The organism is Gordonia aichiensis (assembly GCF_039946255.1).
In the GTDB taxonomy this organism is placed as follows: Bacteria; Actinomycetota; Actinomycetes; order Mycobacteriales; family Mycobacteriaceae; genus Gordonia; species Gordonia aichiensis_A.
Map to the genome: position 1 here is coordinate 130,172 of NZ_JBCDWL010000008.1, position 26,411 is coordinate 156,582.

The following is a 26,411-nucleotide window of genomic DNA, read 5'->3' on the forward strand; positions in this document are numbered from 1 at the left end:
ACGTAAGCTTCGGGGTGTCCGAGCATCGGACACCCCGGGTGGGCGCCTTTGCGCGGTCCACGTCGAGGCGCCGTCGAAGAGTCGAAGCAGGGAGTCGTGCAGGAGCAGGATCCGATCGTCGCCGGTGTCCGATCCGCAGCGTCAGACGCGGAGGACACCCCGCTCGAAGACCTGGTGATCGTCGATGAGCAACGATCCCGTCCGGATCTGCTCGGGCTGATCGTCGCGCACACCGAGACCGGCATCATCGCCGTCGACGAGTTCCACAACGTCGTCCTCTACAACAAGCGCGCGACCGAACTGGGCATGTTGCGCGACACCCTGGCCGACGGGGTCGCTGAGGCGGTCACCGAAGTCTTCATCACCGGGATCGACCGTCACTTCGACTTCGTGCCGCCGCACTCGTCGCTGGGCTTCCTGTCGACCGGCCGGACCATGCCGCGCCCGGTGGAGAACGTCCGATGCATCGCCCGCATGGCGGTCTTCGAGGGCGTGCGCTATGCGCTGATCTTCGGCGACGACGACTCGACGAACCAGCGGGTGGAGGCCACCCGCCGCGACTTCGCCGCCAACGTCTCCCACGAGCTCAAGACGCCGCTCGGCGCGATCAGCCTGATGGCCGAGGCCATGCTGGAGTCGCGCGACGACCCGGCGGCCGTCGAACACTTCGGCCGGCGCGTGCTCAAGGAAGCGACCCGGATGGGCACGCTCGTCAACGAACTGATCGGGCTCTCGCGACTGCAGGAGGGGCGGATCCCCGACTTCCAGGCCGTCGACATCGACTCCCTGGTGGACGACGCGGTCGCTGCGGCCGGCGTGTCGGCCGAGGTCTCGGAGATCTCGTTGGTGACCGACTCCGCCAGCGGGCTGCAGATCCAGGGCGACCGCACACTGTTGCTGACCGCTCTGTCGAACCTGCTGGTCAACGCCATCAACCATTCACCCACCGGTGAGGTGGTGTCGGTGAGCCGGAAGGCCCTGACCTTGGACGGCAACGACATGGTCGCGATATCGGTCACCGACCGCGGCATCGGCATCGCCCCCGCCGACCAGCAGCGCGTCTTCGAACGGTTCTTCCGCGTCGACAAGGCGCGGTCGCGGGCGACCGGCGGCACCGGACTGGGGCTGGCGATCGTCAAGCACGTGGCGGCCAGTCACGGCGGCCACATCGGACTGTGGAGTCGGCCGGGTACCGGTTCGACCTTCAGCCTGTACATCCCCATCGATCCGGCTGCCGCGGGCGACGCCGGGCCGACGAACACAGAGGAACGGACGAGTTGACGCACGTACTGATTGTCGAAGACGAGGAATCGCTGGCCGACCCGCTGGCCTTTCTGCTCCGCAAGGAGGGATTCGAGGCGAGCATCGTCAACGACGGCGCGCAGGCGGTGCCGACGTTCGAGCGGATCAACCCCGACATCGTGCTGCTCGACCTGATGCTGCCCGGCGTCTCGGGTACCGAGATCTGCAAGTCGATCCGTGCCAAGTCGGCGGTCCCGGTCATCATGGTGACCGCGCGCGACAGTGAGATCGACAAGGTGGTCGGGCTGGAACTGGGCGCCGACGACTACGTCACCAAGCCCTACTCGGCGCGGGAGCTGATCGCCCGCATCCGCGCGGTCCTGCGCCGCGGCGGGGTGGTGGCCGACGACGAGGACGCCGCGATCGGCGTCGTCGAGGTGGGGCCGGTGCGGATGGACGTGCAGCGGCACACCGTTACCGTCGCCGGCAGCGAGGTGACGCTGCCGCTCAAGGAGTTCGACCTGCTGGAGTACCTGCTGCGCAACTCCGGTCGCGTGCTGACCCGCAGCCAGCTCATCGATCGGGTGTGGGGCGCCGACTACGTCGGCGACACCAAGACGCTCGACGTCCACGTCAAGCGCCTGCGGTCGAAGGTCGAACCGGACCCGTCGCAGCCGCGGCATCTGATCACCGTCCGCGGCCTGGGGTACAAGTTCGAGCCGTGAGCTGAGCGCCGCCGTCGGGCGGGGTCTCGATACGCGTCCTGCGCTTCGCTTCGGTCGCTACTCGACCAGCCTGTGTGTGGGGCTGCGGCGTCGGGCGTTCGGCAGGCCTGATCACAGGGTGGTCGAGTAGCCCGCGAACGGAGTGAACGAGCGTATCGAGACCCGGTGACCGCTACAACTGCTCGTACTTGATGTCCGACTCGCGGCGGGAGGTGGCGGCGGCGGTCGCCGGGTGCACGGCGACCAGGCCGAGCTCGGTGCGACGGCGACACACCGCGGCCAACACGTCGTAGGCCGCTTCGCCGATCAGCTCGATCAGCTCGGGCCGGTACGACTCGAAGACCGGTTTGGCGCCGGTGTGCGCCTCGGGTGAGCCCGAGCAGTACCAGTCCAGATCGTGGCCGCCCTCGCCCCAGCCGCGCCGATCGAACTCGGTGAGCGTGGTCTTGAGGATCTCCGTGCCGTCGGGGCGGGTGACCCACTCCTGCTCGCGCCGCATCGGCAGCTGCCAGCACACCTCGGGTTTGACCGTCAGCGGCTCCAAGCCCTTGCGCAGCGCCATCGAATGCAGCGAGCAGCCCTGCCCGGCGGGAAAACCGGGCCGGTTCAAGAAGATGCACGCGCCCTCGTGCAGTCGGGTCTTGAGCGCGGGTTCGTCGTCGAGGTCGGTGGCCTCCTCGAGGTACCCGCCGGGGGCGAGGGGGTCGTCGGCCGACCCGAGCTCGAAGAACTGCCAGTCGTCGGGGGTCAGCATCGCCACACCCGCGGCGAGCTTGTCGCGGTCCTCCTCGTCGGTGAGGTAGGCGCCGTGCGTGCAGCAGCCGTCGGACGCCCGTCCGGCGATGATTCCGTGACAGGCCGGCGTGCCGAAGACACAGTTCCAACGCGACAGCAGCCATGTCAGGTCGGCGCTGATCAGGTGCTCGGCGTTGTCGGGGTCGGCGAACTCGTACCATTCGCGCGGAAAATCGAGCGGGACCTCCGGTACGGGGGTCGCCGCCGACTTCGCGCGACCGGCCTTCTTGCGCGCCTTCTTCTTGGAGTCCGTCACCGCTGTTCCTTCGTCGATCCAACGACCCACGGTAGCCGGTCGGGTCGCGGACGCGCGCCGGGCGCAGTACTTTTGATCGGGTGCGACTAGGAGTGCTCGACGTGGGCAGCAATACCGTGCATCTGCTCGTGGTCGATGCACATCGGGGCGGGCATCCCAACCCGATGAGCTCGACCAAGGCGGTGCTGCGGCTGGCCGAGGAGATCGACGAGACCGGGAAGCTGACGAAGTCGGGCGCGGCCGCGCTGACCTCGACCGTCGAGGACTTCACGCGGATCGCCCGCTCGTCGGGCTGCCAGCAGGTGATGGCCTTCGCGACCTCCGCGGTCCGCGACGCGACCAACACCGACGAGGTCTTGGCGCAGGTCAAGGCGGCCTCCGGGCTCGACGTGGACGTCCTCGAGGGCGTCGACGAGGCGCGGCTCACGTCGCTGGCCGTGCGGCGCTGGTACGGCTGGAGCGCCGGGCGCATCCTCACCTTCGATATCGGCGGCGGCAGCCTGGAGATGACCAGCGGCGTCGACGAGGAACCCGAGGTGGCGCTGTCGCTGCCGCTGGGCGCGGGCCGGCTGACCCGCGAATGGCTGCCCGGCGACCCGCCGAGCAAACGGCACGTCTCGGTGCTGCGCGACTGGCTCGACGCCGAACTGCGCGAGCCGGCCAAGCAGCTGCGGGCGGCGGGCAGACCCGACCTGTCGGTAGGCTCGTCGAAGACCTTCCGCTCGCTGGCCCGGCTCACCGGTGCCGCGCCGTCGGGCGCCGGACCGCGGGTGCGACGCACCCTCACCGTCAGCGGTCTGCGGCAGCTGATCGCCTTCATCTCCCGGATGACGGCGGCCGACCGCGCCGACCTGGAAGGCGTCAGCGCCGACCGTGCCGCGCAGATCGTGGGCGGCGCGCTGGTGGCGGAGGCGGCGATGAGGGCCACCGGTGTGGATACACTTGAAATCTGTCCGTGGGCTCTGCGAGAAGGCGTCATTCTACGGCGACTCGACGCGGAGCCGGCCGGAGCGATGGTGAGCGCCGGCTGACCGATTCGTCGGGGCGGGCGTTCCGGGGCGGACCCGGGCACGACAACCAGCAGATCGACGTTGAAACGGGGTGCCCCAGGTATGGCGAAGGAATCCGGACCACGCGCGAGGCCGATCACGGTCTCGGAGCTGATCGCGCGATCCGAGCCGGGAGGCACTGCCTTCCCGAAGGCCTCCGACGTCGAAGACCGGACCGCACGCCGCACCGTCGGAGCCTCCGGCATGCCGGCCCACGATCCCGAACCGGCCAACGATCCCGAACCGCCGCGCGCCGTCGGAGCCTCGGGGATGCCGGTGCATCCGCCGACGCGATCGGCCGCCGACGAGAAGGCGGCCGCGGAGGCCGCCGCGGTGACCGGGATCATCCCGGTGGTCGCTGACGACGACGACACCGAGACCGACCTGGCGCCGGTGCCCGCCGACGACCCGGTGGGCGTGCACCTGCCGTCGATGGAGTACCGCGGCCGCGACGCGGAGCAGGTGACGGAGACGCTGGACGTCGTCGACGACGAGGCCGACGAGGAAGACGAGGGCGATCACCGCCGCGTCGCATCGGCCGCCGACCTGGCGACCGCGCAGGAGGAGGAGCGCGAGCGCGAGCGCGCCGAGCACGAGGGGGAGTCCGACGAGGAGTCCGCAGCCGGCGGTCGCGGCCGATCGGCGTTGTTCGGCTGGCTCGGCCTGGTCGCCGAGACGGTCCTGGGGCTCGCCGCGGGCGCCGGCCTGTTCTGGGGATTCACCGAACTGTGGAAGCGCTACGTGTACCTCGCGCTGATCCTGGCCGTCGTGGTGATCTTCGCGATCGTCACCTTCGCGCATGTGCTGCGCAAGCGCGATCTGCCCACCACTCTGCTGGCGCTCGGCGTCGGGATGCTGGTGACGATCGGACCGCTGGTCCTGTTGGCGGCCTGAGCCGGTAGACGTGTCCGACCTCCGCTTCCCGATTCCGATCGGCCTGTCGACCGCCTCGGTGTACCCGCAGAACACCGAGGCCGCGTTCGGCTACGCCGCGGACCTCGGCTACGACGGGGTCGAGTTGATGGTCTGGGGCGATCCGGTGAGCCAGGACGTCGCGCATGTGGCCCACCTGTCGCAGAAGTACCAGGTGCCGGTGCTGTCCGTGCACGCGCCGTGCCTGCTGATCTCCCAGCGGGTGTGGGGCCGCGATCCCAAGGCGAAGCTGCGCCGCTCGGTGCAGGCCGCCGAAGACCTGGGTGCGGGCACCGTCGTCGTTCATCCGCCCTTCCGCTGGCAGCGCGACTACGTGCGCGCCTTCGACGACCTGGTGACCGAGTTGGAGGCGTCGTCGGACGTGGCGGTGGCCGTCGAGAACATGTTCCCGATGCGCGCCGACCGACTCTTCGGCGCGGGCGCGCGCTCGGCACGCCGCATGGCCGACCGCGGCGGCGACCCGGGGCGCAGTGCGTCGGCGTTCGGCAAGTCGATCGACCCCACCGACAACGGTTACGAGCACTACACGCTCGACCTGTCGCACGCGGCCACCGCGGGCGTCGATGCGCTCGGCCTGCAGAGCCGGATGGGCGCAGGTCTGGAGCACCTGCACCTGACCGACGGCACCGGCGCCGCCCACGACGAGCACCTGATCCCCGGGGACGGCTCACAGCCGTGCATCGAGGTCTGCCGCCGGTTGGCGGACAGCGACTTCGCGGGGGCCGTGGTCCTGGAGGTCCACACCGGATCGGCCCGCACCAAGAACGAACGCGCGGCGATGCTGGCGCGCTCACTGGACTTCGCCCGCACCCACCTGCGCCGGGAGCAGAGCTCCCGGACCGAGTACAAGGACGTCTCCCGTGTCGACTGATCTCGCCTCGCTGATCGCGCTGAAGCCGTCGGCCCAGACGCCGACCGGATCGGCCGCAGGGCAGGCCGCCGCCTACCGCGCCGTGATCGACCCGGTGTTCACCATCGGGCCGAAAGTGCACGGCGGCAGCATCCAGATGGTCGTCGCGGCAGCGGCCAAGCGTGCCTACGCCGACCTGGGCGGACCGGACCCCGAGGCCGCCGTGCTGGCGGTCTCGAGCGACTTCCTGTTCGCCCCCGACCCGGCCGCGATCGAGGTGCACGCCGCCCTGATCAAGACCGGCCGAACCGTCTCGCTGCTGCGCGTGGACGTGCGGCAGAACGATCGGGTGGCGGTCACCTCGACGGTGACCCTCGGCAGGCACGACCACGGCGAGCCGCACCACCGCGGCGACACGCCGGTCAGTGCACTGCCCGTCGCGCCGCCGCCCGGGGAGCCCGATCTGTACTCGACGGCGGTCGGCGAGGTGGTCCACCTCGGTGCCGCGATCGCCGTGGTCCTCGACATGGACCACTTCCCGGCGCTGCGCGGGGAGCGGGGCGAACCGTTGATCCGCGGGTGGACGCGCCCCAAGGACGCCGACCGCCAGCCGACCGCGGTCACCGCGGACTTCCCGATCCTGGTCAGCGACCTGTCGCCTCCAGTGGTGATGAACCTCGGGATGTTCGGCTGGGCGCCGACCGTGCAGCTGACCACCTACCTGCGACGCGATCCCGCTCCCGGATGGCTGCGGTTCGCCGCCTACAGTGCCGAGGTGGGGCAGGGGATGTTCGTCGAAGACCACGTGGTCCTGGACGCGAACGGCGTGACGGTCGCGCAGTCGCGGCAGCTGGCCCTGATCCCGGCCGGCCGCTGAGCGCGTCGGCGACAGGCTTCGGGCAGCACCGCGCCGGCCGGCGCGAGACGAGCGCAGGCTGCCCGGCATGACAACGAATCAACGGAACTGAAAGGTAGTGATCGAGATGACCGAACGGGTCGCGATCATCGGTGGTGGCAAGATCGGCGAGGCTCTGCTGGCCGGACTGATCAGCGCGGGCAAGCCGGTCAAGGACCTGGTGGTGGCCGAGCGGTCCGCCGAGCGGTCGGCCGAACTGGTCGCGGATTACGCCGTCCGAGTGACCGACGACGTCGTCGACGCCGTCGAAGGCGCCCGCGTGGTCTTCATCGCGGTCAAGCCGGACGCGGTCGACTCGGTTCTGCAGAAGCTGTCGGTCACCGAGGACAGCGGCGAGCTGGAACGCATCACCGTCACCCTGGTCGCCGGCATCCCGACCTCTCGCTACGAGGCCGCGCTGCAGGCCGGCTCCCCGGTCATCCGGGTGATGCCGAACACGCCGATGCTCGTCAACGAGGCGATGTCGGCGGTCAGCCCCGGACGCTACGCCGAGGAGGAGCAGGTGGCGCTGACCGTGCGGCTGCTGGAGTCGGTCGGCAAGGTGACGGTGGTCCCGGAGAAGCTGATGGACGCGGTGACCGCGATCTCCGGCTCCGGACCCGCGTACTTCTTCTTGATGGTCGAGGCGCTGATCGACGCAGGCGTCGCGCTCGGACTGACGCGGCCGCAGTCGAGCGAACTGGCGATCCAGACGATCAAGGGCGCCGGCGCGCTGCTGAGCGAATCCGGGCTGTCGCCGGTGGAGCTGCGCGCGGCGGTGACCTCCCCGGCGGGCACGACCGCCGCGGCGCTGAAGGAGTTCGAGCGGGCCGGTCTGCGGCACGCGGTGAACGAGGCGACCGCCGCCTGCGCCGAGGCGAGCGCGAAAACTGCACGTCGAGTGGAAGTTGAGAGTTCCGGCGCCGGTGTCCAGCGCGCCGCCGAAACCGCAAGCGAGCTACAGTAGCGCCTCAGCCTGCACGGATGCGAGATCCGGCGCGTTCTCGGCGCGTCGGATTCCGTCTCTCACGTCGCACTTTTCACATTGGTCACGTTAAGCTGCTGGCAGCACGTACGTGTCAGATGTCCACCGGAGGGGAAGCCGGAGGCCGCGATGCGTGCACCTAAGGTTGGTAAAGTCTCATGGCTGCAGAAAAGCCTGGTGAACGGAACGACTTCGCAGACCGCGGAGTCGGAAATGCGTCCGCCACACAGTTCCTGACCGTCGCCGAGGTCGCCGCGCTGATGCGCGTGTCGAAGATGACCGTCTACCGTCTCGTCCACAACGGCGAACTGCCTGCGGTCCGGGTCGGTCGATCGTTCCGAGTGCATGCGAAAGCGGTGCACGAGTACCTCGAGACCTCGTACTTCGACGCCGGGTAGACCTCACTCCCGATATTCGATCCCGCGCCGACGCGATCTGGCGTGTCCGAACCCCCTCCGGCCGACGGCCGAGGGGGTCGTCGGCTTTCTGGGCGGGTCCGACCCCGATCCGGGGGCGAATTCGCCTCCGGCTGCCGCGGTCGGTAAGATCATTCGTCAGGTCGCTGTCGCCTTGGATGTACCCCTGTCGGCGACGGCCCGGCGTGAGTCCTCTGGCCAGGCCACATGAGTTCATCAGTACCGATCGTGAGGGAGACCCCATGGGTTCCGTAATCAAGAAGCGTCGCAAGCGCATGTCGAAGAAGAAGCACCGCAAGCTTCTCCGCCGTACGCGAGTCCAGCGTCGTAAACTCGGCAAGTGATCGTCCAGAACCCGCCCGCATGTGGCGGGTTCTGTGCTTTCCGGGGTCCGGTCGGGCCTGCCGAAGCTGTCGGTGCGGGGCGATAGGGTGAAGGCATGAGCGACGATACGACCGACCGGCCCTCGCCCCGCTCGGTGCTCGTGACCGGTGCCTCCACCTTCCTCGGCGGATATCTGGTGGCACGGCTGGCCGCCAACCCGGCGATCGAGCACGTCGTCGCCGTCGACTCCCGGGTGCCCAGCAAAGACCTGATGCGCCGGATGGGGCGGGCCGACTTCCTGCGGCTCGACATCCGCAGGCCGGCCATCGCCAAGGCGATCGCCAACTACGAGATCGACACCGTGGTGCACGCGGCGCCGTCGATCATGGACAGCGTCGAGCACTCCGCGGCCATCAAGGAGCTCAACGTCGTCGGCACCATGCAGGTGTGCGCGGCGTGCCAGCGCAGCCCGTCGGTGAAACGACTGGTGCTGCGGTCCAGCACCATGGTGTACGGGGCGGGCCCGAGCGACCCCGGCTTCTTCACCGAGGGCACGCCCGCGCGCCGGGAACCGCGCCGCGGGTACGGCCGCGACCTGATCGACATGGAGGGCTACGCGCGCGGACTGTCGCGCAGACGGCAGGACATCGAGGTGTCGATCCTGCGATTCCAGTCGTTGCTGGGGCCGCGGATCCGGACGCGGATGAGCGCCTACCTCTCGCTTCCGCTTGTCCCGACCCCGTTCGGCCATCAGCCGCGGTTGCAGTTCCTCCACGAGGAGGACGCATTGGCCGCGCTGGCGCACGCGACGCTCCACCCGCATCCGGGCACTTTCAACATCGCCGGCGACGGCGTGGTGACGCTCTCGCAGTCGGTGCATCGGGCCGGGCACGTGAAGCTGCCGGTGCCCGGCGGTCTGATCGCCCCGATCATGGGGGTGCTGCAGGGCGGTCGGCTGCCGGTGATGCGCTCGGAGAACACCTCCTACCTGGCGTACGGGCGGGTGGTCGACAACACCCGCATGCGCGAGGAACTCGGCTTCGCGCCGAAGTACACCTCGTTGGAGACGCTCGACGACTTCATCTCGCGGGGACGCACCGAGCCGCTGGTCTCGGCGGACACCTGGCGGGGGATGGAACGACGGGCCGTGGCCACCGCCACACGACTGCAGTGAGCGGCGTCGACCGACGTAGTATGTGAGACGGAGACCTCCGGGACCGCGTGCTCCGGGACCGAGGGTCCGGGACGGCGGACTCGGGACGACGGACTCGGAATGACGATGGGGGTGTGGCCGTGGCGGCAGCGGAGAAGCCGGGTGATGGGCGGACGGCGAAGGTCATCGCGCTCTACACCGATCCCGATCTGCGCAGACGCGCCCCCGGACACCCCAACACCGCCGGACACCCCAACACCGACGGCTTCGGCAGGCCCGCAGCCGAGGTGACGCCGATCCACGAGGGAATCGATCTGCACGACGAGCCGTCGCCGCCGGTGACGCCCGTCCGACACTCGCCGCTGTTCAGCCTCGGAGGCATCCGCGGCGCGATCGCCGATTCGCTGATCGCCACCAGCGGCTTCATCCGGGAGCGGATGACCGGCGACTACGCGGTCGACGACTTCGGCTTCGACCCCCACTTCACCGAAGCCGTGTGGTTCCCCGCGGTCCGGCAGCTGTACGAGAAGTGGTTCCGCGTCGAGGTGACCGGGGTGGAGAACCTTCCGGCGACCGGCGCGGGCCTGCTGGTGGCCAACCACGCGGGGTCGATCCCGGTCGATGCGATCATCACCTCGCTGGCCGTGCGCGATCAGCACCCCAATGAGCGGTACCTGCGGATCCTGGCCGCCGACATGGCCTTCGAGACCCCGATCGTCGGCGATGTGGCGCGACGCGTCGGCGCGACGCTCGCGTGCACGGACGACGCCGACGCGCTGCTGCGACGCGGGGAGCTGACCGCCGTCTGGCCCGAGGGGTTCAAGGGCATCGGCAAGCCGTACAAGGACCGCTACAAGCTGCAGCGGTTCGGTCGCGGCGGCTTCGTGACGACGGCGCTGCGGACCGGTGCGCCGATCATCCCAGTCTCGATCGTCGGGTCGGAGGAGATCTACCCGATGATCGCCGACCTCAAGCCGCTCGCCCGCGCGCTGGGGCTGCCGTACTTCCCGATCACCCCGCTGTTCCCGTGGCTGGGGCCGCTCGGGGTGATTCCGCTGCCGTCCAAGTGGCACATCCACTTCGGCAAGCCGATCCACACCGAAGGCTACGACGAGGCCGCCGCCGATGATCCGATGGTGGTCTTCGACCTCACCGACCACGTGCGCGAAGAGATCCAGCAGACGCTGTTCCGGATGCTGAGCCGCCGCGGCAGCGTCTACTTCGGCTGAGCCCGTCTCCGCGCCCGATCGCCGGCGGGGCAGCCCGCAGCGACGCCGCAAGGCCTGTCAGCGCTGCTGCACGATCTCAGCGCCGCTGCACGATCTCAGCGGCGCCGCAGGACCTTCGACGCGACAGCGGCGGCGCCGCCGGCCGCACCGACCACCAGCGCCGTCTGCGCACCGTACTTCGCCGCCTTGCGGGCGGTGCGAAAGTCGTACTGCTCCCAACCGCGCACCCGGGCGATCTCCCGCAGGTCGGCGTCCGGGTTGATCGCCACCGCGGTGCCGACCAGCGAGAGCATCGGGACGTCGTTGTGGGAGTCGGAGTAGGCGGTGCAGCGCTTCAGATTCAGGCCCTCGCGGACGGCGATGGTCCGGACCGCGTGCGCCTTGCCGGGGCCGTGCAGGATGTCGCCGACCAGCCGGCCGGTGAAGACCCCGTCGACGCTCTCGGCGACGGTGCCGAGCGCGCCGGTGAGCCCCAGCCGCTTGGCGATGGTCTGCGCCAACTCCACCGGCGTCGCCGTCACCAGCCACACCTGCTGGCCGGCGTCCAGATGCCGCTGCGCCAGCGCCGCGGTGCCCGGCCAGATCTTGTCGGCGATGTACTCGTCGTAGATCTCCTCGCCGAGCTGCACCAGTTCGGCCGTCTCGCGGCCGGCGATGAACGAGAGCGCCTTGTCGCGGCCCTCGGCGACGTCTTCGGCGTTCTCCTTGCCGGTGATCCGGAACTTGGCCTGCTGCCAGGCGAAGTTCATGATGTCGCCGTAGGAGAAGTAGTTCCGGGACGCCAGACCGCGCGCGAAGAGCACGATCGACGCGCCATGCACCAGGGTGTTGTCGACGTCGAAGAACGCCGCGCCGGTCAGGTCGGTGAGCTGTTCGGTGTCGGAGTCGGGGGTGCGGGCCCGCAGCGATTCGATCGCCGCCTTGGCAGCGGCCTCGCCGGCGAGCATCTGACGCAGCTCGCCCGCCGTCTGCCGGAACCGGCCCGCGCGCTCGGTCAGCCATTCGCCGACGCGCCGCGCCTCCTCATCGGAATCGGGTGCCTCGGGCGCGTCGATCAGACCGCCGTCACGATCTTCGAGGGCCTCCTCCTCGTCGTCGCCGTCGAACTGCTCGGCGTCGAGTTCGGCGGCCTCGGCCTCCTCGTCGTCGATCTCGGCCGCCTCGTCGGGCGTGAGGGCCTCGTCGTGAGCGTCGGTGAACAAATCGTCGGAATCGGGACGGTCCATCGAATCGCGGCTCACCAGCCACCTCCTTCGCCGTGGAAACACTTGGCGTCCAGCCTATCGTGGCGACCGGGCTGTCGGCCCTGGCCCGCGCGGCGCCCGACACGGTGATCTTTCGTACACTCGCGGTGTGGAAGCCGTCGTCGAATTGATGTCCCGTGCCGGCTGCTCGGCCTGCGTGCGAGCGCAGGAACAGCTGGCGCAGATCCTGACCGATTACGATCTCCGACTCGCCGTCGTCGACGTGGATCAGCTTGCCGAACAGGGCGACCCGCTGCCGCGCGCCGAGTTCGGCGACCGGCTGCCGGTGATCGTCCTCAACGGTGTCGAGCACGGCTACTGGGAGGTCGACGAGAAGCGGCTGCGCGCCGACCTCGACGCACTTCGCTAGGGGCGGCCGGAGGCGATCGGGGATAGGGGGCGCGTGCAAACGCGGGGCCGCTTGCTCTAGCCTGGAACTCATGTCCACCCGGCCGGCCGGCCGGGGCTGGGAAGAGGAGAGAGCGCCGGTAGGTGGTCTGGCGGGCATTCCGGTGCCGTCGGGTCTGCGGGCGGGAGGCTTGTCAGAGTGAGTGTCTTGTTGTTCGGCGTATCCCATCGGAGCGCTCCGGTATCGGTTCTCGAACGACTCGCCGTCTCCGATGCCGACCGGCCGAAGCTGGTCGATGCGCTGCTGTCGACGCGGACCGTCTCCGAGGCGATGCTGGTCTCGACCTGCAACCGGGTCGAGATCTACGCCGTCGTCGACGCTTTCCACCCGGCGTTGGAGGCCGTCGGTCAGGTGATCGGCGAGCACAGTGGGCTGACCGTCGCCGAACTCACCGACCACGCCTACGTCCGGTACTCCGAGGCGGCGGTGGAGCACCTGTTCACCGTCGCCGCGGGCCTGGACTCGATGGTCGTCGGCGAACAGCAGATCCTCGGCCAGATCCGGAACGCCTACACCGACGCCGACGACAATCAGTCCGCGGGCAGCACTCTGCACGAACTGGCTCAGAAGGCCTTGCGCGTGGGCAAGCGCGTGCACACCGAGACCGGCATCGACCGCGCCGGCGCATCCGTGGTCTCGGTCGCGGTGAACCGCGCGGTCGCCGTCCGCGGCGACCAGCCGCCGATGCGGCGGGCCGTGGTGCTCGGAGCCGGTGCGATGGGGTCCCTGGCGACCAGTCAGCTGGCCGGTGGCGGAGTCAGCGACATCACCGTCGTCAACCGGACCGCCGCCCGCGCCCACGAGGTCGCCGCGACCGTCGCCGAGAAGTACGGCATCACCACGCGGGGCGTCACCTTCGACGACGTCGCCGAGGTGATGGCCGACGCCGACATCGTCGTCACCTGCACCGGATCGATCAACGCGGTCGTGCAGGTCGGCGACGTCCACTCGGCGCTCACCCGACGCACCAACACCGCTCCGCTGATGATCTGCGACCTCGGTCTCCCACGCGACGTCGACCCCGCGGCCGGGCGGCTGCCCGGCGTGCACATCGTCGACATCGAGGGGCTGCGGGGCGATGAGCAGACCCGCGCCGCCGAGGCCGATGCGCTCGCCGCACAGTCGATCGTCGCGGGCGAGCTCGCCGGCTACCTCTCGACGCAGCGGCAGGCCGCGGTCACCCCCACCGTCGCCGCCCTGCGGCAGCGTGCGGCCGACGTGGTGGAGGCCGAGATCCTGCGGCTGCAGAGCCGCCTGCCCGACCTGGACGGCGCACAGCGCGACGAGGTCGCCAAGACGGTCCGCCGGGTGGCCGACAAGCTCCTGCACGCACCGACGGTGCGCGTCAAGCAGTTGGCGTCCTCCGGCCGCGGCGACCACTACGCCGAGGCCCTGCGCGAACTGTTCGAACTCAAGCCCGGCGCCGCCGAATCGGTGTCGGCATCCGACGCGGGCATCGAAGACCTGCGCTGACCCGATGACCAGTAGACCCGTGACCGTCGCCCTTCGGTCACGGGCGCCTCGTCGACCGGCCTGAGGCCCCGACGCGACCCATTTCTCCGAGAGACAGGACGAGATCACCGTGCAAGATTCTGCGGACCAGACCCGAAGCACTGCGGCGGGCGCGGGCCCCATCCGGATCGGGACCCGCGGTTCGCTGCTGGCGACCACGCAGGCCCAGGGGATCGCCGACCGCCTGACGGCGGCCGGGCATCCGGCGGAGCTGGTCATCATCAGCACGGCGGGCGACACCTCGACCGCACCCGTCGCACAGATCGGCGTCGGGGTCTTCACCACCGCCATCCGCCTGGCGCTGCGCGCAGGCGAGTGCGACGTCGCGATCCACTCGTACAAGGACCTGCCGACCGCCCCCGAGCCCGACATCACGATGGGAGCGGTGCCGACCCGCGTGGATCCGCGAGACGCGCTGGTCAGCCGGGACGGCATGGTGTTGGGGGAACTGCCGTCGGGATCGGTGATCGGCACGTCGTCGCCCCGTCGGGCCGCACAGCTTAGAGCACTGGGTCTCGGTTTGGAAATTCGCCCCCTAAGAGGCAACCTTGATTCTCGGTTGGGCAAAGTCGCGAGCGGTGAGCTGGATGCGGTTGTGGTAGCCCGGGCCGGGTTGGTGCGCATCGGCAAGTCCGATGCGGTCACCGAGGCGCTTGACCCCTTGGTCATGCTGCCTGCTCCGGCGCAGGGCGCCCTTGCGGTGGAATGCCGCTCTGACGATGCCGAACTGGTGAGAATTCTCGCCGAGTTGGACGATCCGTCCACCCGCGCGGCGGTCGACGCCGAGCGTGCGATACTCGCGGCCCTCGAGGCCGGGTGTACCGCACCGGTCGGCGCGCTGGCCGAGGTGGTCGAGTCGATCGACGAGGACGGGCGCATCTTCGCCGAACTGTCGCTCCGCGCGGTGGTGGCGGCCGAGGACGGATCCGAAGTGATCCGCGCTTCGGTGGTGGGCCCCGTCGAACGGGCCGAACAACTCGGTAAGGACCTCGCCGCCGAACTGCTCGAGCTCGGTGCCGCACCGCTGGTTCCCAAAAGAGCCTAGACTGCGGTCACCTGGACTCGTGCAGGAGGAGAACCTTTACCCAGCTGTGGCTGGGTAGGAACGAACTGCAGCCCCGGGGGCGGGGCAGGAGAGTGCGAACGCATGAGCCGTACGAAGAATGCTAATCCTGGCCGGATCCTGTTCGTGGGGTCGGGTCCCGGAAACCCGGATCTGCTTACCGTGCGAGCGCAACAAGTCCTGGTGAACGCCACCTCGGCCTACGTCGATCCCGACGTGCCCGCCGACGTGATCGCGGTGATCGGATCGGCGCACGCCGCCGATGAGCCGGCGCCCACCAGGGCCGGCCGCAAGGCCGCCGCCGAGCAGGCCGCCGAAGAGCCCGAGGTCACCAAGCCCGCGCTCGGCGATCCCACACAGGTCGCCAAGACCCTCGTCGCCGAGGCCAAGACCGGCGTCAACGTGGTGCGCGTGGTCGCCGGTGACCCGATGAGCTCGGACGCCGTGCTCGCCGAGGTCACCGCCGTCGCGCGGACCAGCGTCCCGTTCGAGGTCCTGCCCGGCATCTCCGCGGCCTCGGCCGTGCCGAGCTTCGCCGGCATGCCGCTGGGCTCGGGTCACACGGTGGCCGACGTGCGCGGCGACATGGACTGGGCGGCGCTCGCCGCGGCGCCCGGACCGCTGGTCCTGCACGCCACGTCCGGACATCTGGCCGAACTGGCCAGCGCGCTCACCGAGCACGGCCTCGCGCCGCAGACCCCGGTCGCGATCACCGTCAACGGCACCACCTGCGCTCAGCGCACCATCGAGGCCACGCTCGCCACGGTCAACGAGAAGGGCAATGCCCTCACCGGTCCGCTGGTGGTGACGGTCGGCAAGATCGTCAACCAGCGCGGCAAGTTCTCGTGGTGGGAGTCGCGCGCCCTGTACGGCTGGACCGTGCTGGTGCCGCGCACCAAGGAGCAGGCCGTCGACATGAGCGAACGGCTCGTCTCGCACGGCGCGATCCCCAAGGAGGTGCCGACCATCGCCGTCGAGCCTCCCCGCAGCCCGGCGCAGATGGAACGCGCCGTCAAGGGTCTGGTGGACGGCCGCTACCAGTGGGTGGTGTTCACCTCCACCAACGCGGTCCGCGCCGTGTGGGAGAAGTTCGCCGAGTTCGGTCTGGACGCCCGCGCCTTCTCCGGCGTCAAGATCGCCTGTGTCGGCGAGGGCACCGCGGCCAAGGTCCGCTCGTTCGGGGTGGAGCCGGAACTGCTCCCGACCGGTGAGCAGAGCTCGCTGGGCCTGCTCGAGGTGTTCCCGCCCTACGACGAGGTCTTCGATCCCGTCGACCGCATCCTGCTGCCGCGCGCCGACATCGCCACCGAGACGATCTCGGAGGGGCTGCGCGACCGCGGCTGGGAGATCGACGACGTCACCGCCTACCGCACCGTGCGGGCGGCTCCGCCACCGGCGCAGACGCGCGAGATGATCAAGACCGGCGGCTTCGACGCGGTCTGCTTCACCTCGAGCTCGACGGTGCGGAACCTGGTCGGCATCGCAGGCAAGCCGCACGCCCGCACCATCGTCGCGTGCATCGGCCCCAAGACGGCCGAGACCGCACTCGAGTTCGGGCTGCGCGTGGACGTGCGACCCGAGAACGCCTCTATCGTGGAACTGGTGGACGCGCTCGCCGCTCACGCCGCGCAACTGCGCGCCGAGGGGGCACTGCCGCCGCCGCGCAAGAAGTCGCGCCGTTCTCGTTCGTGAGGTGAGCCAGCCATGACCGGTCCTTTCATCCGTCACCGCCGGCTGCGGTCGAGTGCCGCCATGCGGCGCCTGGTCGCCGAGACGCGGCTCGATCCGGCTCAGCTGGTGCTGCCGATGTTCGTCGCCGACGGCATCGACGAGCCGAAGCCGATCTCGTCGATGCCGGGCGTCGTCCAGCACACTGTCGACTCGCTGCGAGCGGCCGCGCAGGACGCGGTGACCGCCGGCGTCGGCGGGCTGATGCTCTTCGGCGTGCCAAAGCCGGAGGACAAGGACGAGATCGGTTCGGCGGGCGATCGCCCGGACGGGATCTTGAACCGGGCCCTGGAGGCGCTGCGGTCGGACTTCGGCGACGACACCGTCCTGATGGCCGACACCTGTCTGGACGAGTTCACCGACCACGGGCACTGCGGGGTGCTCACCGAGACCGGTGCCGTCGACAACGATGCGACGCTGAGCCGATACCGGGCGCTGGCGGTCGCGCAGGCGCGCGCCGGTGCCCACGTGGTCGGGCCGAGCGGCATGATGGACGGCCAGGTGGCGGCCATCCGCGAGGCGCTCGACGACGACGGATTCATCGACACCACCATCCTGGCGTACACCGCCAAGTACGCCTCCGCCTTCTACGGGCCGTTCCGCGAAGCCGTCGGCTCCTCGCTCGTCGGGGACCGTCGGACCTACCAGCAGGACCCGGCCAACCGGCTCGAATCGGCGCGCGAACTGCTCGCCGACCTCGACGAGGGTGCCGACATGGTGATGGTCAAGCCCGCCATGAGCTACCTGGACATCCTCCGCGACATCGCCGACCGGTCGGATTCACCGGTGGCGGCCTACCAGGTCAGCGGCGAGTACGCGATGATCGCCGCCGCCGCCGAACGCGGCTGGATCGACTTCGACGCCGCGATCGACGAGGCGGTCCTGTCGATCGTTCGGGCGGGCGCGTCGATGGTGTTGACCTATGCGGCGCCGGACATCGCGCGGCGCCTGCAGCGTCGGTGATTAGGCTGGTGCCATGACCGCCCCCGAACAGTGGACCGAGAGCCCCGCGTCGGCGCCGAAGCGACCCGACACGATCCGGCTCGGCATCCAACTGTGGTTCGCCGTGATCGCCCTGCAGATCCTGGCGTCGGTGGCACGCTATGACACGCTCAAGGCGAGCTACGAGAAGCAGGTGCGCGAGCTGAGCACCAAGATGAACGACCCCGCGCTCGTCGAGAACCTCGACGCCACCGTGCTGGTGACCTTCGTCGGCGTGATGGCACTGCTGAGCGGACTGGCCGGAGTGCTCATGTGGTTCACCTACCGCGGCCGCACCTGGGCCCGGCTGATCCTGGGCTGGGCGAGCGCCCTGCTGACCGTCGAACTGGTCTTCGCGGTCATCGAACTGTTCTCCGACTCCACGGGCTCGTCGGACCTGCCCGAGCCCGCCACGTGGGGGATGATCCCGACCATCCTCGGCGGCGTCTGCGCGGTCGGTGCCCTGGCGGCGCTGATGCATCGAGACTCCTCGGCGTTCTGTCGCGAGTCGGCAGCGTATCGTTCCCGCATTCGGCAGGGCAGGTTCCGATGATCGAGATCCCACCGCGCCGCCGGGAGCCGCGGCCCGACCCCAGCGAACGCCCCGCTCTCGTGGTGTGGGCGCTGCGGCTGTGGATGCTCTCGGGCGCGCTGCTGATCGTGCTGGGGGTCCTGGGGATCGTCGACGACCTCGTCAAGCTCGGATTCGATTTCGGGGTCCTGGCGATCGACGTGCTGATCACCGTGCTCGGTGTCGCGTACTTCCTGCTCGGCGCCAAGACCTATCGGGGCGCGCTGCAGTGGCGCTCGTCGTTGTCGGCGCTGACCTGCGTGGTCGTCGTGATGCTCCTGCCGCTGACCATCGGCTTCCGCAGCGCCGGACTGGCGATCGTGCTCGCCTCCGCGGTCGTCGGCCTCGTCGGCTCGGTCCTGGCCTATCGGCCGGCCGCCGACCGGTGGTTCACCTGCAAGCTGGACGGGTGTGCGGCGTCCGCCGACGCCGAGTCGGACGAGGGCCGATGACCGCCGCTCCGCAGGACCGGACCCCGGCCGGGGAGACCGGCGCAGACGAGACCGGCGCAGATGAGACCGGCGCAGATGAGACCGGCGCCGAGGACGCCTCGTCCGCTGGCACCGGAACCGATGAGGCGACCGGCGAGCAGGCGGTCGGTGACGACACGACCGGTGACGACACGACCGGTGACGCCACGACCGGTGACGACACCGCCGGTGACGACGCGGCCGGCGACGTCGCACCACGGGGATCGGCGACGCTCGATCCGCGCAAGAAGCACAAGTCCGAGCCGCCGGTGGACCCCGGCGAAACCCTGCTCTACGAGCCGGGTGGCAGCTGGTGGGTGGTCGCGATCGGGCCGGTCCTCGTGCTGGTGACGCTAGCGATGGAGATCGCGGGCAAGGGGCGGATCCACTGGGAGGTGCTGACGATCTTCGGGGTGATCCTCACCGGATTCTCCGTGCTTCAGGTGATCGCCGCACGGCAGCACGTGTCGATGCACCTGACCGAGACCACCCTGCGAGAGGGCACGCAGACGATCGAGATCGCCGACATCGTCAAGATCTTCCCGGCAAGCCACGGCACCGAGACGCAGGACTGGGAGAGCGCACCCGCCCTGGGCGAGCTGCACGCGGTGCCGCGTCGACGCAAGGGCATCGGGCTGCGGTTGGCGAACGGGTCGCTGGTACAGGCGTGGGCGCGCGATGTGGAACGACTCCGGACCGAACTCACCGAGGCGCACCTCGCGGTCAAGATGGGTCTGCCGCCGAAGGGAAGGCGCTGACCGTCGTCGGACAGCGGCTGATGGTCGGTTGATCCCGCGCGCAGCGCCGCGACCCGGTGAATATCCCGACGTCTCCGTCGGCCGCAGCGGCCGTGCGAGGTCCCGGACTCGGCGCCGGACGCGGCGGTGATCCGAAGAACATTCGGCCCAGAAGCGACGATTCGGTGTGACGGAGGCGGCAGTGATTGGGCGCCGGCGCCAGGTTTTGGAACACTGGAGGCCATGGTCGCTCCACTCGATGTCCCCGCGGTGAACACCGCTGTCAGCGCAGAACTGTTCGAACGGGCGACGCGGGCGATACCCGGCGGGGTGAATTCGCCGGTCCGAGCGTTCTCGGCCGTCGGCGGTGATCCGCGGTTCATCGCCGAGGCGAAGGGGTGGAAGCTCACCGACGCCGACGGCAACGACTACGTCGACCTGGTGTGCTCGTGGGGCCCGATGATCCTGGGGCACGCCCATCCGGCGATCGTCGAAGCGGTGCAGCGTGCGGCGTCGACCGGGTTGTCGTTCGGTGCCCCGACCGCCGCCGAGATCGAGCTGGCCGAGGAGATCATCGACCGGGTGGATCCGGTCGCCCGGGTCCGGCTGGTCAACTCCGGGACCGAGGCCACCATGTCGGCCGTCCGGCTGGCACGCGGATTCACCGGCCGCAGCAAGATCGTGAAGTTCTCCGGCTGCTACCACGGCCACGTCGACGCACTGCTGGCCGACGCCGGGTCGGGTGTCGCCACCCTCGGACTGCCGACGTCGCCGGGCGTCACCGGAGCCGCCGCCCACGACACTCTGGTGCTGCCCTACAACGATGTCGCCGCCGTCGAGCGGGCCTTCGCCGAGCACGGCTCCGACATCGCCGCCGTCATCACCGAGGCCGCCGCGGGCAACATGGGCGCGGTGGCGCCGGTCGCCGGCTTCAACGAGGGCCTGCGCACGGTGACCGCCGACCACGGCGCGCTGCTCATCATGGACGAGGTGATGACCGGGTTCCGTGTCAGCCCGGCCGGCTACTACGGACTCGACGGGGTCGCCGGCGACCTGTACACGTTCGGCAAGGTGATGAGCGGCGGACTGCCCGCGGCCGCCTTCGGCGGTCGCCGCGAGATCATGGAGCACCTCGCCCCGACCGGCCCGGTGTACCAGGCGGGCACGCTGTCGGGGAATCCGGTGGCCGTCGCCGCCGGTCTGGCCACCCTCCGGCATGCCACCGCGGACGTCTACGCGGCGCTCGACGCCAACGCCGACCGTCTCGCCACCATGATCGGCGCGGCGCTCACCGACGCGGGGGTCTCGCATCGGGTGCAGAAGGCAGGCAACCTGTTCAGCGTCTTCTTCACCGACCCCGAGCAGCCCGACCCCGGACCGATCGTCGACTACGACGCGGTCAAGGCGACCCAGACCTGGCGCTTCGCGCCCTTCTTCCACGCCCTGCTGGCACGCGGCGTCTATCCGCCGCCCAGCGCCTTCGAAGCGTGGTTCGTGTCCGCAGCGCTCGACGACGAGGCCTTCTCGATCATCGCCGACGCGCTCCCGGCCGCGGCGGCCGCCGCCGCGGCAGCCCGCAATCCCGGAGAGGGAACCCGATGAAGACGATCGTCCACATGATGCGCCACGGCGAGGTGCACAACCCCGAGGGCATCCTGTACGGCCGACTGCCCGGCTACCACCTCTCCGACACCGGCGCCGCGCAGGCGCGGACCGTCGCCGTGACCCTCGCCGACCACGACATCACCGCGGTCTTCGCCTCGCCGCTGCAGCGGGCGCAGGAGACGGCGACGCCGATCGCCGCCGCACACGACCTCGCGATCACCACCGTCGACGACCTCATCGAAGCCGACAACCAATTCGAGGGACTCAAGGTCTCGGTGGGCGACGGCGCGCTGAGCAAGCCTCGTCACTGGCTCAAACTGCGCGATCCGTTCACCCCGTCGTGGGGCGAGCCCTACATCCAGATCGCCCATCGCATGCTGGCCGCCGCCAACAAGGCGCGCGACGCGGCCCGCGGGCACGAAGCCGTCTGCGTCAGCCACCAGCTGCCCGTGTACACGCTGCGCCGCTTCCTCGAGGGCCAGCGGCTCTGGCACGACCCGCGGGTGCGGCAGTGCTCGCTGGCCTCGCTGACCAGCCTGATCTACGACGGCGACGCGCTCGTCGACATCGTCTACTCCGAGCCCGCAGGCGCCTCCGACCCGCGGGTCACCGGCGCGTGACCGGCGTGACGGTCGGGCGTCGCACGCGCGTCGCGGCGATCGCCTGCTCGGTGCTGGCCGCGGTGGCGGTGCTCGCGGGATGCAGCACCGGCAACGACGCCGTCGCGCAGGGCAACGGCAACCAGTTCGTCTCACCCGACGGCAAGACCGTCCTCGAATACGACCGTGGCGCGCGCCGCGACATCGGCGATGTGTCCGGCGAGAATCTGCTCGGTGACGGCACCGTGAAGTTGTCGGACTACCCGGGCGAGGTGGTCGTGGTGAACGTGTGGGCGTCGTGGTGCCCGCCGTGCCGCACCGAGTTCCGCGACCTGGAGAAGGTGTACGCCGAGACCAAGGACGCCGGCGTCGCCTTCGTGGGGATCAACTTCCGCGACACCCGTTCGCGCGCCCAGGACTTCGTCGCCGACCGCAAGGTCCCGTACCCGTCGATCTACGACTACGGCGGGGCGACCCTGGCGGCGCTGGGGGTTCCGGTGGGTGTCGTGCCGACGACCGTCGTCCTCGATCGCGAGCACCGTCCGGCGAAGGTGTACCTGCGGGCGATCACCGAACCGGAGCTGCGGGCCGCCGTCGACCAGGTGGCCGCCGAGAGTCCGGCGCCGAAGCCCTCGGCGACCCCGGCTCCGGAGACCCCGGCTGCTGAGAATCCGGCCCCCGCGACCCAGGCCCCGGCTCCGCGATGACCGAAGTTCAGCTGGCCGATGTGGGCGCCACGTTCGTCTCCACGGTCACCAGCGGTCCGTTGCTGCTCGCACTCGGGGTGTGCATCCTGGTCGGGTTGATCTCGTTCGCGTCGCCGTGCGTGGTGCCGCTGGTCCCCGGCTACCTGTCGTATCTGGCCGGACTGGTGGGGGCTGAGGCCCCCGCGGTCCAGGTCGGGGAGGACCGCAAGTCGGGCCGCTGGCGAGTGGTCGGTGCCGCGGCGCTGTTCGTGCTCGGCTTCACGATCGTGTACGTGCTGGCGACGGCGACCCTGTTCGGCGTCACCTCGGTCTTCCTCGACGTCGACCGGCTGCAGTTGATGCAGCGGATCGGCGGCGTCTTCATCATCGTCATGGGCCTCGTCTTCATCGGCATGATCCCGTTCCTGCAGCGCGATGTGCGGATGACGCCGCGCCGCTACACCGGGCTCGTCGGCGCACCGGTCCTCGGCGCGGTCTTCGCCGTCGGCTGGATCCCGTGCAGCAGCGCGACGCTGGGTGCGGTGATCGGCGTCGCCATGAGCACCGACGGCAACACGCCCGTCCGCGGTGCACTGATGGTGGCCGCCTACTGCTTCGGCCTGGGCATTCCGTTCATCCTGTTGGCGTTCTCGTCGGCCTGGGCGGTGCGCAGTCTCGGCTTCATCCGCAGGCATGCGAGGGCGATCCAGATCATCGGCGGTATCGCGCTGATCGTGGTCGGCGTCCTCCTGGTGACCGGCTGGTGGAATGAGTTCATCGATGCGATCAGGATCTCGCTGATCAACGACGTGGAGTTGCCTGTATGAGTCAGCAATCGGTTCTCTCTCGCTTCGTCGTGGGCCCGGCACGCAAGGTGTGGCGCGGGCTGACCTCGATGCGCACGGCCCTGGCCCTGCTGTTCCTGCTGGCACTGGCGGCCATTCCCGGCGCGCTGCTGCCGCAGCGGGAGCTCAACGAGTCGAAGACCCTCGACTACATCGCCGCCAAGGGCGAGCTGGGCGTCTGGATGGATCGGCTCCAATTGTTCGACGTCTTCTCGTCGTCGTGGTTCACGGCCATCTACGTGCTGCTGTTCGTATCGCTGGTGGGATGCCTGACGCCGCGCACCCTGGAGCACTACCGGGCGCTGCGCACCAAGCCGGTGAAGGCGCCCCGCAACCTGACCCGTCTGCCGCGCCACATCACCGAGACCGTCGACGGTGAACCCGCGCAGCTCGCCGAACGAGTCGAGAAGAACCTTCGCGGATGGCGCACCGAGGTCCGCCGGGTGGAGCCGTCGGCCAAGTATCCGGACGGCGCCGTCGAGGTCTCGGCGGAGAAGGGGTACCTGCGCGAGTTCGGCAACCTGGTCTTCCACTTCGCCCTGCTGGCGCTGCTGATCACCATCGCGGGAGGAAAGCTGTTCGGCTATGAGGGCTCGCGCACGCTGGTCGCCGACGGTCAGCAGGTGCTGTGCAACACCTCGACGGCCGGTTACGACTCGTTCCGCGCCGGAGCGATGGTCGACGGCACCGGGCTGGCGCCCTTCTGCATCCGCATCGACCATTTCGATGCGCGCTTCCTGCCGAGCGGGCAGCCTGACATGTACGACGCCGACATGGCCTACACCACCGACCTGGCGCTGGCGGGAGATCAGTGGCCGAAGACGTCGGTGCAGGTCAACCGGCCGCTTCGGGTCGCGGGCGACCGCGTCTACGTGCTCGGCAACGGGTTCGCGCCGACCTTCACCGTCACCTTCCCGAACGGGGAGAAGCGGACGCAGACCGAGCCGTTCATCCCGCAGTCGACGCAGACCATGCTCTCGGAGGGCGCCCTGCGTTTCGACACCCCCGCCGGGATGTATCCCGACGAGGACGATCGGCGGAAGAATCAGATCGCGATCGAGGGCTTGTTCGCGCCCGACGCGGTGTTCCCGCACGCCAACATCCTGGACTCGGCCTCGCCGATCCCGGACAAGCCGACCGTCGCGATCCGCGTCTACCAGGGCGACACAGGGCTCGACACCGGACGTCCGCAGAACGTCTACACCCTCGATCAGGACCTGATCGACCAGGGGCGGCTGAAGCAGAAGGCGTCGGTGAACCTCGCGATGGGTGCCACGACGGTGCTCCCGAACGGCACGCAGGTGCGGTTCGACGGATATGAGCGCTGGGTGTCGGTGCAGGTGTCGCACGATCCGCTGCAGACCGGGGTCCTGATCTCGTCGATCGTCATGGTGTTGGGCCTGGTCGTGTCGCTGATGATCCGGCGCCGTCGACTCTGGGTGCGCCTCGTGCCTGTTGCCGGAGGCGGTGAACGACGTACTGTAGTAGAGGTCGCCGGACTGGCCCGTACGGATCAGGCCGGCTGGGGCGACGGATTCGAGGAGCAGGCCCGCGGTCTGTTCGTCGCCGAGCCAGGCAAGAAGCGGGCGAAGCTGTGACCGCGCGAATGCGGGATGAGATGAGGAATCGGATATGAACGACGACGTCGTCGGCTACGTCAACGAGAATCTGGCGCGCTATTCGGACTGGTTCTACGCCACCAGCATCACCGTGTACGTGCTGGCCATGCTGATGTTCCTCGGAGCTCTCGCGGCCGCGCGCTACGCCAAGCTCGACGAACACGCGGTCGAGGCCGAACTCGTCGGTGCTTCGGTGGGCGGAGGATCGACGCCCGGCGACCGCGTGCCGGGCCGCGTGTCCGGTCCGGCTCCGCGCCGCAGCCTCGGCGAGAAGCTGGCCGCCATGGCGTACCCGGTCGTGTGGGTCGGCTTCGTCGCACACCTGGCGTCGATCGTGCTGCGAGGTGTCGCGACCGATCGCGCGCCGTGGGGCAACATGTACGAGTTCATCTCGCTGACCTGCGTGGCATGTGTCGGCGCCGGTGTGGTGGTGCTGCGCAAGAAGGACGCCCGCCCGCTGCTGAGCTTCGTGCTGGTGCCGGTGGTGCTGCTGATGTTCATCGGCGGACGCTACCTGTACACCCAGGCCGCACCTGTCGTGCCCGCGCTGAAGTCGTACTGGCTGGCCATCCACGTCTCGATCATCTCCATCGCCTCCGGTGTGCTCCTGGTAGCCGGTGTCGCCAGCATCCTGTACCTGGTCCGCAACCAGTGGCCCACGGTCGGTGCCGTCGACGAGCGCTCGACCGGCTTCGGCGCCGCGATGCGCCGGCTGGTCGACCATCTGCCCAGCGCCGATGCGCTCGACCGCACCGCCTACAAGTGCACCGTCATCGGCTTCCCGCTGTTCGGTCTCGGGATCATCTGCGGCGCCATCTGGGCCGAGGCCTCGTGGGGCCGGTTCTGGGGCTGGGATCCCAAGGAGACGGTGTCGTTCATCGCGTGGGTCATCTACGCGGCCTATCTGCACGCCCGCGCGACCGCCGGCTGGCGCAACGCCGCCGCCTGGGTCAACGTCGCCGGCTTCGTCGCCCTGCTGTTCAACCTGTTCGCCATCAACCTGGTGGTCTCGGGCCTGCACTCGTACGCCGGCCTGTAGGTCGGACGCCGGCTGGGTTGTCTCGATACGCCGCCTCGACAAGCCTGGGGGCTGTGCCGTCTCAGGCTGATCGAGTAGCCCGCGAACGGCGTGAGCGAGCGTATCGAGATCCGCGTGTCTCGATACGCCGCCTCGCTGCGCTCGGTGGCTAGTCGACAAGCCTGGAAGTGGTACCTGGCAGTCTCGGGGTGCCCTTTCAGGCTGATCGAGTAGCCCGCGAACGGAGTGAGCGAGTGTATCGAGATCTGGGGGTGTCTCGATACGCCGCCTCGCTGCGCTCGGTGGCTACTCGACAAGCCTGAGGGTCGTGCCTTTTCAGGGTGATCGAGTAGCCCGCGAACGGAGTGAGCGAGTGTATCGAGATCTGGGGGTGTCTCGATACGCCGCCTCGCTGCGCTCGGTGGCTACTCGACAAGCCTGAGGGTCGTGCCTTTTCAGGGTGATCGAGTAA

At 69.6% G+C, this 26,411-nt stretch carries 27 protein-coding genes; 25 read left to right on the forward strand and 2 right to left on the reverse strand.

Features of this window, described 5'->3' with window-relative positions; translation table 11 throughout:
- The first annotated feature begins 96 nt into the window (after window positions 1–96).
- Window positions 97–1,281, forward strand: a complete 1,185-nt coding sequence (locus AAFO60_RS11685) for a sensor histidine kinase (RefSeq protein ID WP_424310262.1) — start codon at window positions 97–99, stop codon at window positions 1,279–1,281.
- Window positions 1,278–1,967, forward strand: a complete 690-nt coding sequence (locus AAFO60_RS11690) for a response regulator transcription factor (protein ID WP_347956370.1) — start codon at window positions 1,278–1,280, stop codon at window positions 1,965–1,967. Before AAFO60_RS11685 ends, AAFO60_RS11690 begins: the two co-directional genes overlap by 4 nt.
- Window positions 1,968–2,139: 172 nt before the next feature.
- Here AAFO60_RS11690 and AAFO60_RS11695 read toward each other — a convergent pair whose 3' ends face one another.
- A complete protein-coding gene (locus AAFO60_RS11695; protein WP_347956371.1) occupies window positions 2,140–3,018 on the reverse strand; it encodes a hypothetical protein in 879 nt (292 codons plus the stop codon).
- A gap of 80 nt (window positions 3,019–3,098) precedes the next feature.
- On the opposite strand from AAFO60_RS11695, the gene AAFO60_RS11700 reads away from it, so the two are divergent.
- The 9 genes from AAFO60_RS11700 to AAFO60_RS11740 all read left to right on the forward strand — a co-directional run bounded on the left by AAFO60_RS11700 (window position 3,099) and on the right by AAFO60_RS11740 (window position 10,852).
- On the forward strand, window positions 3,099–4,049 hold the full coding sequence (locus AAFO60_RS11700) for a Ppx/GppA phosphatase family protein (protein WP_347956372.1): 951 nt from the start codon (window positions 3,099–3,101) through the stop codon (window positions 4,047–4,049).
- A gap of 81 nt (window positions 4,050–4,130) precedes the next feature.
- Window positions 4,131–4,961 carry a hypothetical protein gene (locus AAFO60_RS11705; RefSeq protein ID WP_347956373.1) on the forward strand — a complete coding sequence of 277 codons (831 nt, stop codon included), beginning with the start codon at window positions 4,131–4,133 and terminating at the stop codon, window positions 4,959–4,961.
- Window positions 4,962–4,971: 10 nt separating this feature from the next.
- Window positions 4,972–5,871: a sugar phosphate isomerase/epimerase family protein gene (locus AAFO60_RS11710; protein ID WP_347956374.1), complete on the forward strand. Its 900-nt coding sequence runs from the start codon at window positions 4,972–4,974 to the stop codon at window positions 5,869–5,871.
- A complete protein-coding gene (locus AAFO60_RS11715; RefSeq protein WP_347956375.1) occupies window positions 5,861–6,727 on the forward strand; it encodes a thioesterase family protein in 867 nt (288 codons plus the stop codon). The genes AAFO60_RS11710 and AAFO60_RS11715 overlap by 11 nt, the downstream gene beginning before the upstream one ends.
- 106 nt (window positions 6,728–6,833) lie before the next feature.
- Window positions 6,834–7,712: a pyrroline-5-carboxylate reductase gene (proC, locus tag AAFO60_RS11720; protein WP_347956376.1), complete on the forward strand. Its 879-nt coding sequence runs from the start codon at window positions 6,834–6,836 to the stop codon at window positions 7,710–7,712.
- Window positions 7,713–7,888: 176 nt separating this feature from the next.
- Window positions 7,889–8,128, forward strand: coding sequence for a helix-turn-helix domain-containing protein (locus tag AAFO60_RS11725; protein WP_347956377.1), 240 nt, complete (start codon window positions 7,889–7,891; stop codon window positions 8,126–8,128).
- A gap of 260 nt (window positions 8,129–8,388) precedes the next feature.
- The gene (locus AAFO60_RS11730) at window positions 8,389–8,490 is read left to right on the forward strand and encodes a 30S ribosomal protein bS22 (protein ID WP_003402602.1); all 102 of its coding nucleotides are present in this window, start codon (window positions 8,389–8,391) and stop codon (window positions 8,488–8,490) included.
- A 95-nt stretch (window positions 8,491–8,585) separates the two neighbouring features.
- Window positions 8,586–9,644, forward strand: coding sequence for an NAD-dependent epimerase/dehydratase family protein (locus tag AAFO60_RS11735; protein WP_347956378.1), 1,059 nt, complete (start codon window positions 8,586–8,588; stop codon window positions 9,642–9,644).
- 119 nt (window positions 9,645–9,763) lie between these two features.
- A complete protein-coding gene (locus tag AAFO60_RS11740) occupies window positions 9,764–10,852 on the forward strand; it encodes a lysophospholipid acyltransferase family protein (RefSeq protein ID WP_347956447.1) in 1,089 nt (362 codons plus the stop codon).
- A gap of 95 nt (window positions 10,853–10,947) precedes the next feature.
- Here AAFO60_RS11740 and AAFO60_RS11745 read toward each other — a convergent pair whose 3' ends face one another.
- Window positions 10,948–12,093 carry an HAD family hydrolase gene (locus tag AAFO60_RS11745; protein WP_347956379.1) on the reverse strand — a complete coding sequence of 382 codons (1,146 nt, stop codon included), beginning with the start codon at window positions 12,091–12,093 and terminating at the stop codon, window positions 10,948–10,950.
- Between the two features lie 133 nt (window positions 12,094–12,226).
- On the opposite strand from AAFO60_RS11745, the gene AAFO60_RS11750 reads away from it, so the two are divergent.
- The 14 genes from AAFO60_RS11750 to ccsB all read left to right on the forward strand — a co-directional run bounded on the left by AAFO60_RS11750 (window position 12,227) and on the right by ccsB (window position 25,960).
- Window positions 12,227–12,466, forward strand: a complete 240-nt coding sequence (locus tag AAFO60_RS11750) for a glutaredoxin family protein (RefSeq protein ID WP_347956448.1) — start codon at window positions 12,227–12,229, stop codon at window positions 12,464–12,466.
- Between the two features lie 177 nt (window positions 12,467–12,643).
- Window positions 12,644–13,978 carry a glutamyl-tRNA reductase gene (locus AAFO60_RS11755; RefSeq protein ID WP_347956380.1) on the forward strand — a complete coding sequence of 445 codons (1,335 nt, stop codon included), beginning with the start codon at window positions 12,644–12,646 and terminating at the stop codon, window positions 13,976–13,978.
- Window positions 13,979–14,087: 109 nt separating this feature from the next.
- Window positions 14,088–15,062, forward strand: a complete 975-nt coding sequence (gene hemC, locus AAFO60_RS11760) for a hydroxymethylbilane synthase (RefSeq protein WP_347956381.1) — start codon at window positions 14,088–14,090, stop codon at window positions 15,060–15,062.
- 102 nt (window positions 15,063–15,164) lie between these two features.
- Window positions 15,165–16,772: a bifunctional uroporphyrinogen-III C-methyltransferase/uroporphyrinogen-III synthase gene (locus AAFO60_RS11765; protein ID WP_347956382.1), complete on the forward strand. Its 1,608-nt coding sequence runs from the start codon at window positions 15,165–15,167 to the stop codon at window positions 16,770–16,772.
- A gap of 12 nt (window positions 16,773–16,784) precedes the next feature.
- Entirely contained in the window at window positions 16,785–17,771 is a 987-nt protein-coding gene (gene hemB / locus AAFO60_RS11770) for a porphobilinogen synthase (RefSeq protein ID WP_347956383.1), read from the forward strand.
- Window positions 17,772–17,784: 13 nt separating this feature from the next.
- Window positions 17,785–18,342 (forward strand): hypothetical protein, encoded by a 558-nt coding sequence (locus AAFO60_RS11775; protein ID WP_347956384.1) that lies wholly within the window; start codon window positions 17,785–17,787, stop codon window positions 18,340–18,342.
- A complete protein-coding gene (locus AAFO60_RS11780; protein WP_347956385.1) occupies window positions 18,339–18,812 on the forward strand; it encodes a hypothetical protein in 474 nt (157 codons plus the stop codon). The genes AAFO60_RS11775 and AAFO60_RS11780 overlap by 4 nt, the downstream gene beginning before the upstream one ends.
- Entirely contained in the window at window positions 18,809–19,588 is a 780-nt protein-coding gene (locus AAFO60_RS11785) for a DUF3093 domain-containing protein (protein WP_347956386.1), read from the forward strand. The genes AAFO60_RS11780 and AAFO60_RS11785 overlap by 4 nt, the downstream gene beginning before the upstream one ends.
- Before the next feature lie 222 nt (window positions 19,589–19,810).
- Window positions 19,811–21,169: a glutamate-1-semialdehyde 2,1-aminomutase gene (gene hemL / locus AAFO60_RS11790; RefSeq protein WP_347956387.1), complete on the forward strand. Its 1,359-nt coding sequence runs from the start codon at window positions 19,811–19,813 to the stop codon at window positions 21,167–21,169.
- The gene (locus AAFO60_RS11795; protein WP_347956388.1) at window positions 21,166–21,792 is read left to right on the forward strand and encodes a histidine phosphatase family protein; all 627 of its coding nucleotides are present in this window, start codon (window positions 21,166–21,168) and stop codon (window positions 21,790–21,792) included. Before hemL ends, AAFO60_RS11795 begins: the two co-directional genes overlap by 4 nt.
- Window positions 21,793–21,797: 5 nt before the next feature.
- A complete protein-coding gene (locus AAFO60_RS11800) occupies window positions 21,798–22,478 on the forward strand; it encodes a TlpA disulfide reductase family protein (RefSeq protein WP_424310290.1) in 681 nt (226 codons plus the stop codon).
- Window positions 22,475–23,284, forward strand: a complete 810-nt coding sequence (locus AAFO60_RS11805; RefSeq protein WP_347956390.1) for a cytochrome c biogenesis CcdA family protein — start codon at window positions 22,475–22,477, stop codon at window positions 23,282–23,284. Before AAFO60_RS11800 ends, AAFO60_RS11805 begins: the two co-directional genes overlap by 4 nt.
- On the forward strand, window positions 23,281–24,900 hold the full coding sequence (resB, locus tag AAFO60_RS11810) for a cytochrome c biogenesis protein ResB (RefSeq protein WP_347956391.1): 1,620 nt from the start codon (window positions 23,281–23,283) through the stop codon (window positions 24,898–24,900). Before AAFO60_RS11805 ends, resB begins: the two co-directional genes overlap by 4 nt.
- Before the next feature lie 34 nt (window positions 24,901–24,934).
- Window positions 24,935–25,960: a c-type cytochrome biogenesis protein CcsB gene (ccsB, locus tag AAFO60_RS11815; RefSeq protein WP_347956392.1), complete on the forward strand. Its 1,026-nt coding sequence runs from the start codon at window positions 24,935–24,937 to the stop codon at window positions 25,958–25,960.
- The last annotated feature ends 451 nt before the right edge of the window (window positions 25,961–26,411 follow it).

Coding starts and splice junctions, on each gene's coding strand:
- AAFO60_RS11705 (WP_347956373.1), top strand. CDS start 4,131: ATGGCGAAGGAATCCGGACCACGCGCGAGGCCGATCACGGTCTCGGAG.
- proC (WP_347956376.1), top strand. CDS start 6,834: ATGACCGAACGGGTCGCGATCATCGGTGGTGGCAAGATCGGCGAGGCT.
- AAFO60_RS11725 (WP_347956377.1), top strand. CDS start 7,889: ATGGCTGCAGAAAAGCCTGGTGAACGGAACGACTTCGCAGACCGCGGA.
- AAFO60_RS11730 (WP_003402602.1), top strand. CDS start 8,389: ATGGGTTCCGTAATCAAGAAGCGTCGCAAGCGCATGTCGAAGAAGAAG.
- AAFO60_RS11735 (WP_347956378.1), top strand. CDS start 8,586: ATGAGCGACGATACGACCGACCGGCCCTCGCCCCGCTCGGTGCTCGTG.
- AAFO60_RS11750 (WP_347956448.1), top strand. CDS start 12,227: ATGTCCCGTGCCGGCTGCTCGGCCTGCGTGCGAGCGCAGGAACAGCTG.
- AAFO60_RS11765 (WP_347956382.1), top strand. CDS start 15,165: ATGAGCCGTACGAAGAATGCTAATCCTGGCCGGATCCTGTTCGTGGGG.
- hemB (WP_347956383.1), top strand. CDS start 16,785: ATGACCGGTCCTTTCATCCGTCACCGCCGGCTGCGGTCGAGTGCCGCC.
- AAFO60_RS11775 (WP_347956384.1), top strand. CDS start 17,785: ATGACCGCCCCCGAACAGTGGACCGAGAGCCCCGCGTCGGCGCCGAAG.
- AAFO60_RS11780 (WP_347956385.1), top strand. CDS start 18,339: ATGATCGAGATCCCACCGCGCCGCCGGGAGCCGCGGCCCGACCCCAGC.
- AAFO60_RS11785 (WP_347956386.1), top strand. CDS start 18,809: ATGACCGCCGCTCCGCAGGACCGGACCCCGGCCGGGGAGACCGGCGCA.
- hemL (WP_347956387.1), top strand. CDS start 19,811: ATGGTCGCTCCACTCGATGTCCCCGCGGTGAACACCGCTGTCAGCGCA.
- AAFO60_RS11795 (WP_347956388.1), top strand. CDS start 21,166: ATGAAGACGATCGTCCACATGATGCGCCACGGCGAGGTGCACAACCCC.
- AAFO60_RS11805 (WP_347956390.1), top strand. CDS start 22,475: ATGACCGAAGTTCAGCTGGCCGATGTGGGCGCCACGTTCGTCTCCACG.
- resB (WP_347956391.1), top strand. CDS start 23,281: ATGAGTCAGCAATCGGTTCTCTCTCGCTTCGTCGTGGGCCCGGCACGC.
- ccsB (WP_347956392.1), top strand. CDS start 24,935: ATGAACGACGACGTCGTCGGCTACGTCAACGAGAATCTGGCGCGCTAT.